Source organism: Streptomyces sp. NPDC023723 (genome assembly GCF_040639815.1).
Taxonomy (GTDB): domain Bacteria; phylum Actinomycetota; class Actinomycetes; order Streptomycetales; family Streptomycetaceae; genus Streptomyces.
Genome location: NZ_JBFAAP010000006.1, coordinates 87,900 through 101,812 on the forward strand (window position 1 = coordinate 87,900; position 13,913 = coordinate 101,812).

Consider the following 13,913-nt stretch of genomic DNA (forward strand, 5'->3'; position numbering starts at 1 on the left):
CCGCAGGTTTCGATCCGGTGACTCACAGGGGCAGGCCGGCCGACAGCGGTGACAGAGTGGGACGTATGACCACGCCGCCCGCACCGCACGGCACCCCCGACGTCCCGCTCATCTCGGTCCGCGGCGAAGCCCGCCTCGACGTCGAACCCGAACTCGCCCGCATCGGCATCACCGTCAACGCCCGCGGCCGCGACCGCCGCACCGCCCTCGACGACCTCACCCGCCGCAACACCACCGCCCTCGACCTCGTCAAGTCCTACGGCGACTCGGTCGCCCGCCTGGAGACCGGCGCCTTCTCGCTCACCCCCGAACTCACCCGGCACGGCCGCGGCGAACGCGTCCGCACCTACCACGGCACCGTCCACCTCACCGCCGAACTCACCGACTTCACCGCCCTCGGCGAACTCGCCACCCGCCTCGCCGACCTCGACCTCACCCGCGTCGACGGCCCCTGGTGGACCCTGCGCCCCGACTCCCCGGCCCACCGCCGCGCCCGCGAACAGGCGGTGCGTGAAGCCGTACAGCGCGCCCGCGAGTACGCCGAAGCGCTCGGCACCACCCTCGACGCCCTCCTCGAACTCACCGACCACGGCACCGAGGAGGTCCGGGCCGCCGGGTTCGCCTCGGGCCGGATGCGCCGCATGTCCGCCGCCGCCGCGGAGGCCGAGGCAGCGCCCCTTGACCTCGAACCCCAGCGCCAGCACCTGCACGCCGCCGTCGACGCCCGCTTCACCATGCGCCCGCCCACCCTCTGAACGCACACCGATAAACGTAAGAATGCTTGTCCGAATGCTCATCGGAGCGGCCCGCCGCACAATTCAACACTTGTCAAAAAGGCTTCACCCAGCGGCCGTTGCACAGTCATACACAGCCAATTCGCTACCCGCCAGTAAGTCATAAGCTCGAAACATGCGCCGAGCAAAAATCGTCTGCACCCTGGGACCCGCCACCGACTCCTACGACCAGATCAAGGCACTGGTCGAGGCCGGCATGGACATCGCCCGCTGCAACCTCAGCCACGGCGGCCACGCCGAACACGAGGAGCGCTACCGGCGGGTCCGCAAGGCATCCGACGAGACCGGCCGCAGCGTCGGCCTCCTCGCCGACCTCCAGGGCCCGAAGATCCGCCTCGGCACCTTCACCGAAGGACCCGTACTCCTCGAACGCGACGACACCTTCACCATCACCGTCGAGGACGGCGCCCAGGGCGACCGCACCGGCTGCGGCACCACCTACGCCGGCCTCGCCGCCGACGTCACCCCCGGCGAACGCATCCTCGTCGACGACGGCAAAGTCTGCCTCCAGGTCACCGCCGTCGACGGACCCCGCGTCCACACCCGCGTCGTCGAAGGCGGCATGGTCTCCGACCACAAGGGCCTCAACCTCCCCGGCGTCGCCGTCTCCGTCCCCGCCCTCGCCAAGAAGGACGAGGACGACCTGCGCTGGGCGCTGCGCACCGGCTTCGACGTCATCGCCCTCTCCTTCGTCCGCAGCGGCCGCGACATCCGCGACGTCCACCGCATCATGGACGAGGAGGGCCGCCGCCTCCCCGTCATCGCCAAGGTCGAGAAACCCCAGGCGGTGGAAGACCTCGACGGCATCGTCGCCGCGTTCGACGGCATCATGGTGGCCCGCGGCGACCTCGGCGTCGAAATGCCGCTCGAACAGGTCCCGATCGTCCAGAAACGCGCCGTCGCACTCGCCAAGCGCAACGCCAAACCGGTCATCGTCGCCACCCAGATGCTCGACTCGATGATCGACAACTCCCGGCCCACCCGCGCCGAGGCGTCCGACGTCGCCAACGCGGTCCTCGACGGCACGGACGCGGTGATGCTCTCCGGCGAGACCAGCGTCGGCAAACACCCCGTCGAGACCGTCCGCACCATGTCCCGCATCGTGGAAGCGGCCGAGGAAGACCTCCTCGCCGGCGGCCTCCCCCCGCTCACCGACCACACCAAGCCCCGCACCCAGGGCGGCGCGGTGGCCCGCGCGGCAGCCGAGATCGGCGACTTCCTCGGCGCCCGCTTCCTGGTCGCCTTCACCCAGTCCGGCGACACGGCCCGCCGCCTGTCCCGCTACCGCTCACCCATCCCCCTGCTGGCCTTCACCCCCGAACCGGCCACCCGCTCCCAACTCAACCTCACCTGGGGCGTGGAAACCTTCCTCGGCCCGCACGTCGACTCCACCGACGCGATGGTCGCCCAGGTCGACGAACTGCTGCTCCGCTACGGCCGCTGCGCGCAGGGCGACGTGGTCATCATCACGGCGGGCTCCCCGCCCGGGGTGTCGGGCACGACCAACATGGTCCGGGTGCACCGGATCGGCGAGGACTAGAACGCCGGGTCAGTACTTCGGCCCCACGTACAGATCCATGAGGGCTACGGAGGCTTTGCGGGCGACTGAGATGTTGTACGGGTTCCCGTGGCGGGTGCAGCGGGTCCACTCGACGCCGAGTTTGTCGAGGGTGTCGGTACAGAGACGGCGGATGTCGTCGGACACGTTGGTGAAGAAGTACCGGGGGTATTCGTAGCGCTTGCGCTCGCCGCCGACGAGGCGAGTCGTCCAGTTGGTGATGCGGCAGCCGTCGGAGTGGATGAGCCCGCGGACGAACTCCCAGGGGTGGGCGTCGACGATCGTCCGCTGCCAGGGTTCCAGCGCGATCTTGCGCTCGTGCTTCTTTCCCGGGCCGTGCTGTGGGAAGAGGCAGTGCAGGTGCTTCGAGTAGACCTTCACGTTGTGGCAGCCGGTCCTGCTCACACGGCAGACGGAGTTGTCCGGAAACACCGCGCGCATCGCTCGCTCGCAGTCGTCCATGAGGCCGGGCCATGAGTCTGTACAGGCGATCATGAGGTTCGGCACTCGGTGCGCGGAGTAACGGCTGATGTGTCCGTCGCCGAGATACAGGGCGAGTAGATAGCTGTAGGCCGGCTCGTCCAGGTCCCGCCCGTCGCACCGTGGGCAGGCGGGATCGTGCCTGCCCGGGCATTCGCCCCGCTTGGCGCGGTCCAGGTGCTTCCAGTAGCCGACCGTGCCCAGCGGAACATGCAGTTCCCGTGCGACGGCAGCGTTCGCGACACCATTGCGGAGCATCGTGAGGGCCTTCTGCCGCACTTCAACACCGTGGAAGTTCATGTGACCACGGTGTGTCACGGGAAGTGGAGTCGAGTACAGAAAAGCGGAAGATCACGCGAACGTGATCTTCCGCTTTCTTGTGAGTGCCCGGTGTGGGATTCGAACCCACATGCCCGAAGGCACGGTGGTTTGAGCACCGCGAGTCTGACCAGATTCCTCCAACCGGGCAGGCCGTGACCTGGACGGAAGTGTACCGGCTCAACGTCGCTCCCCGCAGCTAGGTAGGCTCTTGGACAGCAGCACCACCTGCCCCGGAACAAGGAGCGCCCACGTGACCGCCCCCGAGTCGCCCCAGCCCGCTGACGTGACCGATGACGACAAGTCGCACGTCCCCCCGCTGACGACCCGTGTCGTCATCGCCGAGGACGAGGCGCTCATCCGGCTGGATCTCAAAGAGATGCTGGAGGAGGAGGGGTACTCCGTCGTCGGTGAGGCCGGGGACGGTGAGCAGGCCGTCGAGCTGGCCCGCGAGCACCGCCCCGACCTGGTGATCCTCGATGTGAAGATGCCCAAGCTGGACGGCATCTCCGCGGCCGAGAAGATCGCCGGCGAGAGCATCGCCCCGGTGCTGATGCTGACCGCGTTCTCGCAGCGCGACCTGGTGGAGCGGGCCCGGGACGCCGGTGCGATGGCGTACCTCGTGAAGCCCTTCAGCAAGAGCGACGTCGTACCGGCGATCGAGATGGCCGTCTCGCGGTTCACGGAGCTGAAGGCGCTGGAGAAGGAGGTCGCCGACCTCTCCCTGCGGCTGGAGACGCGCAAGCTGGTGGACCGGGCGAAGTCGGTGCTCCAGACCGAGTACGGGCTGACCGAGCCGGCCGCGTTCCGGTGGATCCAGAAGACGTCGATGGACCGGCGGATGTCGATGCAGCAGGTGGCCCAGGCGGTCATCGACGACGCCGCGGAGAAGAAGGGGCCCAAGGACAAGGGCTGACCCCATGACGTATGAGTGAGGCCCGCGTCCCGGAGGGGGACGCGGGCCTCAGCCGTGCCGTGCCGTGCCGCGGGTCAGTCCTCGCCCAGGTACGCCTTGCGGACCGACTCGTCGTGCAGCAGGTCCTGCCCGGTGCCGGACAGCACGATGGAGCCGACCTCCATGACGTGGCCGTGGTCGGCGAGGGACAGTGCCGCCTGGGCGTTCTGCTCGACCAGCAGGATCGTCGTGCCCTGGGACTTCAGCTCGGCGATGGTCGCCATGATCTTCTGCATCATGATCGGGGAGAGGCCCATGGAGGGCTCGTCGAGCATGAGCAGCTTGGGCTGGGACATCAGGGCGCGGCCCATGGCCAGCATCTGCTGCTCGCCGCCGGACAGGGTGCCCGCGGCCTGCTTGCGCCGTTCGCCCAGGATGGGGAAGAGGTCGTAGGCGCGCTGGATGTCCTTGTCGATGCCCGCCCGGTCGCTGCGCAGGAACGCGCCGAGGCGCAGGTTGTCCTCGATGGTCATGCGGGGGAAGATGTGCCGGCCCTCGGGGGAGTGGGCGAGGCCGAGGGAGACGATCTGGTGGGCGGGGGTCTTCTTGAGCGATCTGCCGTTGAAGCGGATCTGGCCGCCGACCGGTTTGAGCAGCCCGGACAGGGTGCGCAGGGTGGTGGTCTTGCCGGCGCCGTTGGTGCCGATGAGGGTGACCACCTCGCCGGCGTCGACGGTGAAGGAGATGCCCTTGACGGCTTCGATCTTGCCGTAGGCGACGCGGAGGTCCTCGACCTCGAGCAGGGCGGTCATCGGTCGTTCTCCTTGGGGGCGTGGGCCTCGGCGGCCTCCACCTCGGCCGCCTCGGCCGCGCCGGGGTCGTTCTCCAGGGGTTCGCCGAGGTAGGCGGCGATGACGCGTTCGTCGCCCTGGACGGTGGCGCTGTCGCCCTCGACGAGTTTCTCGCCCTGGACCAGGACGGCGACGCGGTCGCAGAGGTTGAAGATGAACCGCATGTCGTGCTCGATGACGAGGACGGCGATGCCCTGGTCGCGGATGGCGAAGACGAGTTCCTCGGTGGCGCGGGTCTCCTGCGGGTTCATGCCGGCCGTGGGTTCGTCGAGGAGGAGCAGGCCGGGTTCGCTGGCCAGCGCGCGGGCGATCTCGAGCTTGCGCTGTTCGCCGTAGGGGAGGTTGCGGGCGAGGTGGTCGGCCTTGGCGGCGAGGCCGACGAACTCCAGGAGTTCGGTGGCGCGGGCCCGGCTGGCGGCTTCGGCCTTGTGGAAGCCGGGGCCGCGCAGGACGGCGGACCAGAAGCCTTCCTTGGTGCGGGTGTGGCGGCCGACGAGGACGTTCTCCAGGACGGTCATGTTGGCGAAGAGCCGGATGTTCTGGAAGGTGCGGGCGATGCCGGCGGCGGTGACCTTGAAGGACTTGGGCGGCAGGACCTTGTCCTTGTAGCGGACTTCGCCCTCGGTGGGGATGTAGAGGCCGGTGAGGCAGTTGAAGAAGGTGGTCTTGCCGGCGCCGTTGGGGCCGATGAGTCCGACGATCTCGCCGCTGCGGACGGTGAGGTCGACGTCGCGTACGGCGGTGAGGCCGCCGAAGCGCATGGTGACGCCGCGGGCGTCGAGGACGGTCTGGCCGACGGTGGTGTCGGTGCTGGTGGTCATGGTGGTCAGGCCCCTGTCTTGCCGAGGGCCGCGGGCGCTTCGGCCTCTTCGTGGAATTCGAGCTGCCGGCGGCGGTTGGGGATGAGGCCCTCGGGGCGGAAGCGCATCAGCAGGACGAGCGCGAGTCCGAAGGCGAAGAGCTGGTAGTCGCCGAGGAACTGGAGCTTGTTCGGGATGAGGAAGAGCAGTGCGGCGCCGAGCAGGGGTCCGCCGATGGTGCCCATGCCGCCGAGGACGACGGCGGCGAGCAGGAAGGCGGAGTTGGGCGGGGTGGTGCCGGCGAAGAGGTACTGCTCGGGGGTGACGGTGTAGGTCACGTGGGCCTGGACGGTGCCGGCCAGGCCGGCCAGGGTGGCGCCGACGGCGAAGGCGATGAGTTTGACCCGGAAGCCGTTGATGCCCATGGCCAGGGCGGCGGTCTCGTCCTCGCGGATGGCGACCCAGGCGCGGCCGATGCGGGAGTCGCCGCTGCGTCGGAAGACGAGGACGACGACGGCCGTGATGATCAGCATCAGGAAGAAGTAGTTGGCGAACCGGCCGATGGTGACGCCGGCGATGTCGTGCTGGGCGCCGAGGTCGAAGCCGAGGATCTTGAGGTCGGGGATGCCGGCGATGCCGTTGGAGCCGTTGGTGACGTCGGGTCCCGAGGTGCCGTCGAGGTTGTTGGCGGTGATGCGGAAGATCTCGCCGAAGCCGAGGGTGACGATGGCGAGGTAGTCGCCGCGCAGTCGCAGGGTGGGGGCGCCGATGAGGACACCGAAGACCAGGGAGGCGGCGGCGCCGACCAGGACGGCGGCCCAGAACGGGAAGTGCACGTCGAAGGGTGAGGTGGGGGAGCCGGAGACCAGGGAGGCGGCGTAGGCGCCGACGCCGAGGAAGGCGACGTAGCCGAGGTCGAGGAGGCCGGCCAGGCCGACGACGATGTTCAGGCCCAGGGCGACGGTGGCGAAGATGAGGATGTAGACGCCGATGGTGGCGTACTGGTCGTCGGTCTGGGTGAAGGGGAAGAGGGCGGCGGCGAGGAAGGCGCCGAAGACGGTGACGTTCTGGTGCCGGGCGGTGATCTCGGAGATCCGGGGGATCAGGCCGGAGCGGTGCAGGGCGGCGAAGCCGAATCCGGCGGTGATCAGGAAGCCGACGAAGAGTTCGTCGTACTCGGTGCCGATGCCGTAGGTGAAGACGGTGAGGGCGACGGCGAGGACGGCGACGATGACGAGGATCTCGGCCCAGGAGGGCAGTGGGCGCAGTGGGCGGGGGGCGTCGGCGGCGAAGGCCGCTTTGACGGTCTGCCATTTCTGCGCGGTGTTGTAGCGGAACTTCTCCCAGCCGGTGTCGTCGGGGTCGGCGGGGTCGGGCGCGGGCCGTTCGAAGGGGAGGGCGAGGGCGCCGAGGAAGGCTATGAGGGTGACCGCGGCGGCGAGGTAGCCGCCGGGTTCGAGGTTGACGACGCCGCCGAGCTGGGCGGCGATGGCGATGACGGTGTACCAGGTGGTGGCGAAGGCGGCGAGGGCGGCGAACTTGAGGGCTGTGTCGGCGCCGGCCGGGGTGAGCCAGCGCAGGCCCTTGACGCCGTAGGAGGCGGCGCCGAGCAGGGCGGTGAGGGCGCCGGCGATGAGGACGAGGACCTGGAGGCCGCCGGGGTAGCCGTAGACGGTGAGGTCGCCGGGGAATTCGTCGGTCCAGGTCCAGGCCAGGAAGGCGGAGACGATGGTGAGGATGCCGCCGCCGGTGGCGAGGGCGCGTCCGATGGCCGGCGGGATGCCGACGAGGCCGGTGGTGCTGCCCGAGATCGGGGTGTCCGGGGTCTTCGGGGTGGTGGTCTGTGTGGTCATCGGGGTCACGCCCTGTCCGCGACGCGTTCGCCGAGCAGGCCCTGTGGCCTGAGCAGCAGTACGAGGATGAGGAGGATGAAGGCCCAGACGTCGGCCCAGGACTGGCTGCCGAATTTCTCCAGGCCGGGGACGTCGGCGATGTAGGCGGTGGCGAGGGTTTCGGCGACGCCGAGGACGACGCCGCCGATCATGGCGCCGTAGATGTTGCCGATGCCGCCGAGGACGGCGGCGGTGAACGCCTTGAGGCCGAGGATGAAGCCCATCCTGAAGTCGATCTGGCCGTACTTGAGGCCGTTGGCGACGCCTCCTACGGCGGCGAAGAGCGCGCCGAGGGCGAAGGCGATGACGATGATCCGGTCGGTGTTGACGCCCATCAGCTTGGCGGTGTCCGGGTCCTGGGCGGTGGCCTGCATGCCGCGTCCGGTGCGGGTGCGCATCACGAAGTAGGCGAGCAGGGCCATGCTGACCGGGGCGGCGATGAGCAGGAAGATGTCGCCGGTCTGGATGGTGACGTCGCCGATGTGGAAGGGGCCGCCCTCGATCTGCGGGAAGGTCCGGGCGGACTTGGCTTCCGGGTACCAGGCCCATACCGCTTGCTGGAGGGCGAGGGAGAGGCCGATGGCGGTGATGAGGGGGGCGAGCCGGGGGGCGCCGCGCAGCGGGCGGTAGGCGAAGCGTTCCGCTCCGACGGCGACGGTGACGGCGACGATCATGGCGCCGATCAGCATCAGCGGCAGGGCGATCCACATGGAGGTGCCGTCGGGCAGGATGTAGACGTAGACCGTGAGTGCGCCGAAGGCGCCGGTCATGAAGATCTCGCCGTGGGCGAAGTTGATGAGCTGGACAATGCCGTAGACCATGGTGTAGCCGATGGCGACCAGCCCGTACATGGATCCCAGTAGCAGGCCGTTGACCAGCTGCTGCGGCAGTTCGTTCACCGCATGTCCTCCGAGACGTTCGGATGTTCGACGGATGTTGGCCGGATGCGTGAGCGCGCGGGGCGCTTGTGGAACAGCGCCCCGCGCGGCTCGTGGCAGGTGCGGGTGGGGTCAGCCGGTGTAGGTACCGGACTTGACGTCGTCGAAGGCTCCGTTCTCGACGGAGTAGACGGTGAGCTGCTTGTTGGTGGCGTCACCGAACTCGTCGAAGGAGACCTTGCCGGTCACACCGTCGAAGGAGACGTTCTGCATGGCCTCGGTGACCTTGGCGCGGGCGTCGTCGGGGAGCTTGCCGTCGTTGTCCTCGACGACCTTCTTGACGGCCTCGATGATGGCCCAGCCGGAGTCGTAGGAGTAGCCGCCGTAGGCCGCGTAGTCCTCCGTGTAGCCGGCCGCCTTGTAGTCGGCGACGAACTTCTTGGCGGAGTCGAGGGTTTCGACGGGGGCGCCGACGGAGGTGGCGAGGTCGCCGTCGCTGCTGGCGCCGGCCAGCTTGATGAAGGTGTCGTCCTTGATGCCGTCGCCGCCGACCAGCGGGATCTTCGCGCCGGCTTCCTTGATCTGCTTGCTGAGCGGGCCGGCCTGGGGGTATTCGCCGCCGTAGTAGACGACGTCGGCGCCGGAGTTCTTGACCTTGGTGGCGACCGAGGAGAAGTCCTTGGTGTCCGGGTTGATGTGTTCGGTGCCGACGACCTTGCCGCCGAGCTTCTTGAACTCCTCGGTGAAGGTGGCGGCCAGGCCGGCGCCGTAGGTCTTCTTGTCGTCGATGACGAAGACCTTCTTCTTCTTGGCGTCGTTGTAGACGTACTGCGCGGCGAACGGGCCCTGGATGGCGTCCGTGGTCGCGGTGCGGAAGTACGACTTGTAGGTGCGGACCTTCTTGGTGCGCCAGTCCGGGCCCTGGGTGAGGGAGGGGCCGGTGTTGGCCGGGGAGACCTCGACGAGTTTCGCGGTGTCGAAGACCTTCTGCATGGACTCGCCGACGGAGGAGTTCAGCGGGCCGACGACGCCGAGGACGTCCTTGTCGGCGACGAACTTGGAGGCGTTCTGCTGGCCGACGGAGGGCTGGCCCTGGTCGTCGGTCGCCTCGAGTTTGAAGGTGACGCCTTCGACGTACTTGTCCTTGTTGGCCGTCTTGACGGCGAGGTCCACGGAGTTCTTGATGCCCAGGCCCAGCGCGGACAGGTCGCCGGTCAGCGGGGCGTCGACGCCGATGACGACGGTGGTGCCGTCGCCGCCGGAGTCCGAGCCGCCGTCGTCGTCACGCGAGCCGCAGGCGGTGAGGGTGAGCGCTCCCGCCGCCAGAGCGGCGGTGATGGCGATGAGCGAACGTTGACGCACGGTCAGTCCTTTCCCTGGCACGGCCGCTTCCCCGTGGAGACGGCCGAGTCGAGCGCTGGGCCGAATTGACTTTCGGATGGCGCGGTGACTGGCCGTGACTCTAGGCGGGTGCGGGGAACGTGGAGGAGAGTCTGACGGAGGCTGTGACTCTCTTGTTATGACATCGCGTAATGCAGAGCGGTGCCGGATGGGAAGAAGGGTGGAATTCTGGCCGATTCGCCCGGTCCGCATGTTGAGAACTTGCAGGACCGGCGAGGCGTGAACAGGCGTCTGAGGTGTTTTGGTGATTACGGGGAATCGTTGCCGCAGGCGTCTCGCAGGGCTTCGGAGAGGTGCTGGGCATAGCGCGGTCCCAGAATGAAACTGTGGGTCTCTATTGCACGCACATTACGCAGTGTTACATCCAGGAAAGGGAATCCGGCATTCCGCGGTGCTTTCTCGCATTCCGTCGCGCGAAACGTGACGGTGATCTTGCGGGTGGAATGCGACTTTGTCTGGAAAGGTGCCCGGGGGGACGACGACACCGACAGACCGGCGTTGGACTGGGTCACCCGCGTCACCGTGACCGGCGGCCCGGACCGCACGGTCAGCGCCAGCGTGAAGCCGAAGCCGCTGGTCGGGGCGTTACCGGCGGGCGCGGCCGGACTCAGGTAGACGAGGTCGACCGTCTGGGAGGGGTAGGGCGGCGGGGGAGCGGGCCGCGGCCGTGGCCGGGTCGCGTACAGGTAGCCGCCGACCGCCAGGAGGGCGAGGGCCAGGGCGGTCGCGAGGGCGGTGCGGCGGTGTGCGGCGTAGCGGCGCGTAAGGGCTTCGAGACGCGGGGAGAGCGGGCGGCGGGCCGCCGGGGTGTCCCGGATCCGGGTGTTCTCGCCCGGTTCGACGGGGCCGGCGCCGCTCACCGCGCCCACGGGCCTTCGGCGGGGCGGCCGGCGCCGGTCCCGCAGCCGACTGCCAGGGGGGCCGTCAGCACGAGGGCCAGGGTCAGGGCGGCCTGTGCCGCCACCGGTACGGGCGGCGGCAGGGACCTCGGTACGAGTAGGGGTTCCGGCGTCGGTACGGGCGTCGTCGGTCCGCGCGGGCGGCGGAGTCCCGTGTCCTTCGCCGCCCCCGGCCAGGGAGCTCCGCCCCGTCCCATGCCCCGACGCTAGGGCGCCGGGGAGCCCGGGGCAATGGGCCCGGCGTCAGCCGCTCGCGCCCGCCCGGGCGGCGTCCCCCGGAGTCACGTCGCGCAGCAGGCAGGTCAGCCGGGCACTGCACACCCGCCGGCCCTCCTCGTCACTGATCACGATCTCGTACGTCGCCGTCGAGCGGCCCCGGTGCAGCGGCGTGGCCACGCCGGTGACCAGGCCGGAGCGGGCGCCGCGGTGGTGGGTGCAGTTCAGGTCGACGCCGACGGCGATCTTGGAGCTGCCGCCGTGCAGCATCGAGCCGACCGAGCCCAGTGTCTCGGCCAGCACCGCGGAGGCGCCGCCGTGCAGCAGCCCGTACGGCTGGGTGTTGCCCTCCACCGGCATGGTGCCGACGACCTTCTCCGCCGACGCCTCCAGGATCTGGACGCCCATCCGGGTGCCGAGGTGCCCGGCGGAGAACAGGGCGGGCAGGTCGACGCCGAGCGCGGCGTACTCGTCGATGACCTCCTGCGGGAACTTCACGTGCTGCTGCTCGCCCATGGGCCGGCTCCGTTCGTTCGTACGTCCTGGTGGTTCTTCCGGTGGCTGTCCGCCGTCGGCTGAGCGGGCGCTCAGCCGGTGGCCGATTGTTCCAGACGGACGATGACGGACTTGCTGGCCGGGGTGTTGCTGGTGTCCGCGGTGGCGTCCAGCGGCACCAGGACGTTGGTCTCCGGGTAGTACGCCGCCGCGCAGCCCCGGGCGGTCGGGTAGTGCACGACGCGGAAACCGGGCGCCCGGCGCTCCGTACCGTCCTTCCACTCGCCGACCAGGTCCACGTAGGAGCCGTCCCGGGCGCCCAGCTCGCGGGCGTCCTCGGGGTTGACCAGGACCACCCGGCGGCCGTTCCTGATCCCCCGGTAGCGGTCGTCGAGGCCGTAGATCGTGGTGTTGTACTGGTCGTGCGAGCGCAGTGTCTGAAGGAGCAGCCGGCCCTTCGGCAGTTCGGGGAACTCCACCGCGGCGGCGGTGAAGTTGGCCTTGCCGGTGGCGGTCGGGAAACGCCGCTCGTCGCGTGGGGCGTGCGGCAGGGCGAAGCCGCCGGGGCGGGCCACGCGGGCGTTGAAGTCCTCGAAGCCGGGGATCACCCGGGCGATGCGGTCGCGGACCGTGGCGTAGTCCTTCTCGAACTCCTCCCAGGGCGTGGCGCTGTCCGCGCCCAGCACCCGGCGGGCCAGCCGGCACACGATGGCCGGTTCGGACAGCAGGTGCCGGCTCGCCGGCTCCAGGCGGCCGCGCGAGGCGTGCACCATGCCCATGGAGTCCTCGACCGTCACGAACTGCTCGCCGCCGCCCTGGAGGTCGCGCTCGGTGCGGCCCAGGGTCGGCAGGATCAGGGCGCGGGCGCCGGTGACCGCGTGGCTGCGGTTCAGCTTCGTCGACACGTGCACGGTGAGCCGGGCGCGGCGCATGGCCGCCTCGGTGACCTCGGTGTCGGGGGAGGCGGCGACGAAGTTGCCGCCCATGGCGAAGAAGACCTTCGCCGCGCCGTCGCGCAGGGCGCGGATGGCCCGGACCACGTCGAAGCCGTGCTCGCGCGGCGGGGCGAAGCCGAACTCCTTCTCCAGGGCGTCCAGGAAGGCGGGCGCCGGGCGTTCGAAGATGCCCATAGTGCGGTCGCCCTGCACGTTGGAGTGGCCGCGCACCGGGCAGACGCCCGCGCCCTCGCGGCCGATGTTGCCGCGCAGCAGGAGGAAGTTGACGACCTCGCGGATGGTGGGCACGGAGTGCTTGTGCTGGGTGAGTCCCATGGCCCAGCACACGATGGTCCGCTCGGAGGCCAGCACCATGGCCAGGGCTTCCTCGATCTCCGCGCGGGTGAGGCCGGTGGCGGCCAGCGTCTCGTCCCAGTCGGCGGCCCGGGCGGCGTCGACGAACTCCTCGTACCCGTGGGTGTGCTCGCGTACGAACGCCTCGTCGACGGCGCCCCGCGTCTCGATGATCAGCTTGTTGAGCAGCCGGAACAGGGCCTGGTCGCCGCCGATGCGGATCTGCAGGAACAGGTCGGTGAGCGCGGCGCCGGCGGCGAGCCCCTTCGGCGTCTGCGGGTTCTTGAACCGCTCCAGCCCGGCTTCGGGCAGCGGGTTGACGCTGATGATCTGCGCGCCGTTGGCCTTGGCCTGCTCCAGGGCGGACAGCATGCGCGGATGGTTCGTACCCGGGTTCTGCCCGGCGACGACGATCAGGTCGGCCTTGTACAGGTCCTCCAGCAGGACGCTGCCCTTGCCGATGCCGATGGTCTCGCTGAGCGCCGAGCCGGACGACTCGTGGCACATGTTGGAGCAGTCGGGCAGGTTGTTGGTGCCCAGCTCGCGGGCGAAGAGCTGGTAGAGGAACGCGGCCTCGTTGCTGGTGCGCCCGGAGGTGTAGAAAACGGCCTCGTCGGGGGAGCCGAGACCGCCGATCTCCGCCGCGATGATGTCGAAGGCGCGCTCCCAGGTGACCGGCTCGTAGTGCGTGCCGCCCTCCGGGAGGTACATGGGGTGGGTGAGGCGGCCCTGCTGGCCCAGCCAGTACCCGCTGCGGCCGGCGAGGTCGGCGACCGGGTGCGCGGCGAAGAACTCCGGGGTGACCCGGCGCAGGGTGGCCTCCTCGGCCACCGCCTTCGCGCCGTTCTCGCAGAACTCCGCGGTGTGCCGGTGCTCCGGCTCCGGCCAGGCGCAGCCCGGGCAGTCGAAGCCGTTCTTCTGGTTCACGCTCAGCAGGGTCAGGGCGGTGCGCTTCACGCCCATCTGCCGCTGGGCGATGCGCAGGGTGTGGCCGATGGCCGGGACGCCCGCCGCCGCGTGCTTCGGCCCGGTGACCCGCGGCGCGTCCTGGACCGGGTCACTCTTGGGCGGCTTGGTGGCCATCGCGCGCTCCTTCGCATGCACGTGTGAGGTACGTCTCCGATCCTCGCACGCACCACCGACACCG

Annotated in this window: 12 protein-coding genes and 1 tRNA gene; 3 read left to right on the plus strand and 10 right to left on the minus strand. The window is 69.7% G+C overall.

Annotated features, from left to right (window positions below):
• Nucleotides 1–65: 65 nt before the first annotated feature.
• Both AB0G32_RS09830 and pyk read left to right on the plus strand, forming a co-directional pair.
• Nucleotides 66–755, plus strand: coding sequence for an SIMPL domain-containing protein (locus AB0G32_RS09830; RefSeq protein ID WP_361160773.1), 690 nt, complete (start codon nt 66–68; stop codon nt 753–755).
• 154 nt (nt 756–909) lie between these two features.
• A complete protein-coding gene (gene pyk, locus AB0G32_RS09835) occupies nt 910–2,334 on the plus strand; it encodes a pyruvate kinase (protein ID WP_361160776.1) in 1,425 nt (474 codons plus the stop codon).
• Between the two features lie 9 nt (nt 2,335–2,343).
• Here the strand turns inward: pyk and AB0G32_RS09840 are convergent, their stop codons facing one another.
• Nucleotides 2,344–3,132 carry a helix-turn-helix domain-containing protein gene (locus AB0G32_RS09840; protein WP_361160779.1) on the minus strand — a complete coding sequence of 263 codons (789 nt, stop codon included), beginning with the start codon at nt 3,130–3,132 and terminating at the stop codon, nt 2,344–2,346.
• Nucleotides 3,133–3,216: 84 nt separating this feature from the next.
• Nucleotides 3,217–3,300, minus strand: a tRNA-Leu gene (locus AB0G32_RS09845).
• Between the two features lie 103 nt (nt 3,301–3,403).
• On the opposite strand from AB0G32_RS09845, the gene AB0G32_RS09850 reads away from it, so the two are divergent.
• Complete coding sequence (locus AB0G32_RS09850) at nt 3,404–4,066, plus strand: response regulator (RefSeq protein ID WP_361160782.1); 663 nt, start codon at nt 3,404–3,406, stop codon at nt 4,064–4,066.
• Nucleotides 4,067–4,140: 74 nt separating this feature from the next.
• Here AB0G32_RS09850 and AB0G32_RS09855 read toward each other — a convergent pair whose 3' ends face one another.
• From AB0G32_RS09855 to AB0G32_RS09890, 8 genes are all read right to left on the minus strand, one after another.
• On the minus strand, nt 4,141–4,857 hold the full coding sequence (locus AB0G32_RS09855; RefSeq protein ID WP_361160785.1) for an ABC transporter ATP-binding protein: 717 nt from the start codon (nt 4,855–4,857) through the stop codon (nt 4,141–4,143).
• Nucleotides 4,854–5,717 (minus strand): ABC transporter ATP-binding protein, encoded by an 864-nt coding sequence (locus tag AB0G32_RS09860; protein ID WP_361160788.1) that lies wholly within the window; start codon nt 5,715–5,717, stop codon nt 4,854–4,856. The genes AB0G32_RS09855 and AB0G32_RS09860 overlap by 4 nt, the downstream gene beginning before the upstream one ends.
• Nucleotides 5,718–5,722: 5 nt before the next feature.
• A complete protein-coding gene (locus AB0G32_RS09865) occupies nt 5,723–7,549 on the minus strand; it encodes a branched-chain amino acid ABC transporter permease (protein ID WP_361160791.1) in 1,827 nt (608 codons plus the stop codon).
• 5 nt (nt 7,550–7,554) lie between these two features.
• Nucleotides 7,555–8,487, minus strand: a complete 933-nt coding sequence (locus tag AB0G32_RS09870; RefSeq protein ID WP_361160794.1) for a branched-chain amino acid ABC transporter permease — start codon at nt 8,485–8,487, stop codon at nt 7,555–7,557.
• Between the two features lie 111 nt (nt 8,488–8,598).
• Nucleotides 8,599–9,828: a branched-chain amino acid ABC transporter substrate-binding protein gene (locus tag AB0G32_RS09875; RefSeq protein ID WP_361160797.1), complete on the minus strand. Its 1,230-nt coding sequence runs from the start codon at nt 9,826–9,828 to the stop codon at nt 8,599–8,601.
• A gap of 287 nt (nt 9,829–10,115) precedes the next feature.
• The gene (locus tag AB0G32_RS09880; RefSeq protein WP_361160799.1) at nt 10,116–10,727 is read right to left on the minus strand and encodes a Tat pathway signal sequence domain protein; all 612 of its coding nucleotides are present in this window, start codon (nt 10,725–10,727) and stop codon (nt 10,116–10,118) included.
• Between the two features lie 282 nt (nt 10,728–11,009).
• Nucleotides 11,010–11,498, minus strand: coding sequence for a hotdog fold thioesterase (locus AB0G32_RS09885; RefSeq protein ID WP_361160802.1), 489 nt, complete (start codon nt 11,496–11,498; stop codon nt 11,010–11,012).
• Between the two features lie 71 nt (nt 11,499–11,569).
• Entirely contained in the window at nt 11,570–13,849 is a 2,280-nt protein-coding gene (locus AB0G32_RS09890) for an FdhF/YdeP family oxidoreductase (RefSeq protein WP_361160805.1), read from the minus strand.
• Between the last annotated feature and the right edge of the window lie 64 nt (nt 13,850–13,913).